The 4072-nt window shown below is 64.7% G+C and carries 2 protein-coding genes, 2 pseudogenes and 1 riboswitch; all 4 genes and pseudogenes read right to left on the bottom strand.

The window, feature by feature from the left end:
* Nucleotides 1-390 (bottom strand): annotated as a pseudogene (locus K225_RS22010) (ParB/RepB/Spo0J family partition protein); the annotation flags it as partial.
* A 103-nt stretch (nucleotides 391-493) separates the two neighbouring features.
* Nucleotides 494-1726 (bottom strand): MFS transporter, encoded by a 1233-nt coding sequence (locus K225_RS0119015; protein ID WP_238323283.1) that lies wholly within the window; start codon nucleotides 1724-1726, stop codon nucleotides 494-496.
* A gap of 144 nt (nucleotides 1727-1870) precedes the next feature.
* Nucleotides 1871-3157 carry a D-amino acid dehydrogenase gene (locus tag K225_RS0119010; RefSeq protein WP_026437807.1) on the bottom strand — a complete coding sequence of 429 codons (1287 nt, stop codon included), beginning with the start codon at nucleotides 3155-3157 and terminating at the stop codon, nucleotides 1871-1873.
* Between the two features lie 166 nt (nucleotides 3158-3323).
* Nucleotides 3324-3423, bottom strand: a riboswitch (glycine riboswitch).
* A gap of 442 nt (nucleotides 3424-3865) precedes the next feature.
* A pseudogene (locus K225_RS21290) lies at nucleotides 3866-4072 on the bottom strand (chromosome partitioning protein ParB); the annotation flags it as partial.

Raw genomic sequence — 4072 nt, 5'->3', positions numbered from 1 at the left:
CCGATCTTCTTGACCAGGGCCTCGGCCTCGCGCACCGAGAGCTTTTTGGCCGCGATCTGGTTGCCCGCCGTGATCTGCGCGGCGCGGTCCAGCGCGCTGCAGGCCCTGGGCTTATTCGAGCGGATTGAGGTCTTCGCGCTGGATGTTTTCGATCAGCGCCATGGCGGCTGCCGACCCGTCCGGCACATCGCGCACCAGCACCTCGGCCAGGCCCGCCAGACGCGAGGCGCGGAAGCGCCGCTCGCCCGCGATGATTTCGTACAGCGCGCCCTCGTCCATGCGGGTGCACGGCTGGCAGATACCGGGCACCAGCGCCTGCAGCGGCAGCGTGCTCGGCAGGCCGGCCACCGCTGGCCAGCGAAGCCTACAACCCGGCACCCTGTCGAGCAAAGTCCTTGGCCATCACCCGCCCACCCCGGCGTTTGCCGCCATGCATCTTCGCCGCCACCAGGCCACGCCTTGCGGAAGACGTGGGTGTGAAGGTGGCGTCCTCTCAGTGCTCCAGGGCCCGACCGCGCCCCTCGGGCATCAGGTACATGCCCACGACGGCGATGATGCTGGTGACGGTCACGTACCAGGCGGGCGCCGCGGGGTTGCCGGTCACCTCGATCAGCCAGGTGATGACGAACTGGGTCGAGCCGCCGAACAGGGCGACGCCGATCGCATAGGTAATGGACATGCCGACGGCACGGATGCGGCGCGGAAAGAGCTCGGGTATCGCCACCAGCGACGCGGCGCCGCTGATCGCGGTCAACGCCGCCAGCAACATCGCCACGGCATACAGGGTACCTGCGGTCCTTTGCTCGACCAGCAGCATGAAGGCCGGGTACGAGACCACCGCCGCCAGCAGGCGCGGCCACAGCATCACGGGACGTCGACCAACGCGGTCGCACAACCAACCGCCCAACAGCGCGAAGGCAAACGTCGACACCCCCACCACCACGGTCGCCGCCATGCCCGTGGTCGGCGGCAGCTTGAGCGTGGAGATGGCGTACGTCGTCATGTAGTTGCCGACATAGGTCGACACCGTGCCACCCAAGACGACCAACACAGACAGCAGGATCAGGCGGCCGTGCTGGCTCACCTTGACGGGCGCCACCGTCGCGCCGACAGCGCTACCATGCTCCAGCGTCTCGGGCATTGCGCGACGCAGGTAGAGCGCCACCGGAATCAGCAGCAAGCCCACCGCAAATGGCACGCGCCAGCCCCAGGCCAGCAATTCGGCGGGCGTGAGGATGCTGGACATCAGCATGCCGATGCCGCCGGCCACCAGCGTTGCCAGGCCCTGGCTGGCCAATTGCCAGCTGCCATACAGGCCGCGTTGGCCATCGGGTGCGCTTTCGATCAGGAAGGCGCTGGACGGGCCGATCTCGCCGCCCAGACCCAGGCCCTGCACCAGACGCGCCGTCACGACAATGGCGGGCGCCCACCAACCGATGCTGTCAAACGTTGGCGTCAGCGCCAGGCCCAGAGTGCCCAAAGTGATCAGGACGATGGTCAGCAACAGCGCCGGGCGGCGCCCGACGCGGTCGGCGTAGGCCCCGATGACGATGCCCCCCAGAGGTCGCGTGACGAAGCCAACGCCAAACACCGCGACCGACAGCAGCAAGCTGCCCAGCGCGGTCGAGGCCGGGAAGAACGATTTGCCGATGTAGACGGCAAAGAAGGCGTAGGTGACAAAGTCATAAAACTCCAGCGCATTGCCTATGACAGTGGCCGCCACCACGCGCCGACTTATCTGCGTTGGAGTCTCTTTGCGCACTGCCCGTCTATGCATGTCGACTGGAATATGGGAAGTCAGGGTCGTTGCCATTTTTAGTTCCATGGTTCTTAAGATGATTGCCGTGGCCTGAGCCGAATATGTGGTGCTTCAAGCCGCGTATCGTGCGGGCTTCCGCTGAGACGCCACCGGTTTCGCCGCAGAGGAAGCGTCTGCCGGCAGGAAGGTCGTGGTCATGATTTCGCCCACCATGTCAGCCGTGACGGCCGACAGAGTCCAGCCCAGATGGCCGTGGCCGGTGTTGTAGAACACGTTGGCACGGCGGCCCCGGCCCACGCGCGGCATCATGTTGGGCATCATGGGGCGCAGGCCGGCCCAGGGCACCACCTGGCGGGTGTTGACGCCGGGGAAGCACTGGTTCACCCAGTCGATCAGCGGCTGGATGCGATCGGCGCGGATGTCCTTGTTGTAGCCGTTGAATTCGGCGGTGCCGGCGACGCGGAAGCGGTCCACCCCCAACCGGCTGGTGACGAGCTTGGTTTCGTCGTCCAGCAGGCTGACAGTGGGGGCGGCGCGCTGGCTCTGTTCGCCCAGCAGGTTGACGGTGATGGAGTAGCCTTTGACCGGATAAATGTTGACGCGGTCACCCAGTTGCGAGGCAAACTGCCTGCTGGCCACGCCGGCACAGACCACCAGGCCGTCGAAGCGGTGGGTTTGCCGTTCGGTGCCCAGACCTACCACCACCGAGGCTGTCCGCTCGTCGCTGTGCAGGGACTGCACGTCTTGTTCGTATAGGATGCGCACGCCCAGGCGCTCGGCGGCGACGGCCAGACCATTGGTGAATTTGTGGATGTCGCCGGTGGAGTCGCTCTCGGTAAAGTAGCCACCGTAGTAGGTGCCGGCCAGTGTGGGTTCGATGGCGCGCATTTCGGCCGGTGTCACGGCACGGCGCGGCAGTCCGCCCTGTGCCAGCAACTTCGACACCTCGCCTGCGTGGTCAAAACCCGCCTTGTCGCGGTAGATGTGCAGGATTCCTTCCTTTTTCAAATCGAAGCTCAGGCCCTCGGCATCTGCCCAGGCGAACAGGTGCTGGCGCGCGGCCACGGCCAGGCGGGCGGTGTCGATGGTGTTTTGCTTGTAGTGGGGGATGCTGGCGATGAATTCCGCGAACCATGAAAGTTTGTGCCAGCTCGGCCTGGGGTTGACCAGCAGGGGGGCGTCGCTTTTGAGCATCCACTTCAGGCCCTTGAGGATGGTGGACCCGTGGGTCCAGACCTCAGCGTTGGAGGCGGACAGCTGGCCACCGTTGGCGAACGAGGTCTCCATGGCCGCGTAGCGCTGCTTTTCAAACAGGGTGACGGCAAAGCCGCGTTTGGCCAAGGCGTAAGCGGTGGTGATGCCTGTGATGCCACCGCCGATAACGGCGATCGATTTCATGAGAAGACTGCGCCTCCAAACGTCAAGGGGTGGTAGTGCCAGACGCACCACGCGCCTTGCACGCCCCCTCTGTTTGGGACCTGAGAGATTCACGCCACCACGCCAAGGTGGGACGCTTGCTCCTGCGGTGTGCCGATTGACGAAAACGGCAACTCTTCAGAGTTCAATCACCTGGTCGGTCCGTTAGCCTGAGAGTTTCCGGGGCGGTTGCTCCTTCGGCGCTGCAAAGCACTGTTGCACAGTGCAGACTCTCCCGATCAGGGTCATGGCAAAAGCCATACCGATAAAAAAGCAAACTTCATGCCAGCACCGAGCCGGGAAACCATCCCCAAAATCCGCATTTCCAAGACAGGATGCACGCTACGGCCTGCAGATCCGTGCGCTCCGATTGCCTTTGGTGCGAAACTCGAACAAATTGGTGCGTGACTTGGCCAATCTTGAAGCGACGCCAACAGCGCAGGACATGCCCCAACCAGCTGTGGGCCTGGCGCAGGCAGGTACGTTGGGCCATTCTTCGGATGTGAACCCTCACCCATGTGCTGAAGGTGGCCGCAGGCGGCACGGCCAGCCCGCTGGATGCCATGACGTCGAACGCGGCGTCGCTGAATGACCGTTGCCCGGTTTGCCGCTTGCCACGCGCTGCCAGCGTCAGACGCAACCCGCCCGTTGCCGGGGAAGCGCCTTCGGCATGCGCTAGGGCGCCGACGATCAGGCGGCGTCGGCCTGGGCGCGCAGGCGCTCGATCAAGCCGTTGAGCTCGTCCAGCGAGCCGAACTGGATCGCGAGCTCACCCATCTCCTCGACCTTGCCGTGGCGCTTGACGCGCTTTTTCACGCGCACCTCGACCTCGGCCATGAGCAGGTCGGAGAGTTCTTCTTCCACCCGCTTGAGGTCGCGTGACTTTTCCTTCTGGGG

Origin of the sequence: Acidovorax sp. JHL-9 (genome assembly GCF_000426205.1) — a bacterium.
Classification (GTDB): domain Bacteria; phylum Pseudomonadota; class Gammaproteobacteria; order Burkholderiales; family Burkholderiaceae_C; genus Acidovorax; species Acidovorax soli.
The sequence above is the reverse complement of the archived record's forward strand: the minus strand, read 5'-3'. Positions and strand labels throughout refer to the sequence as shown.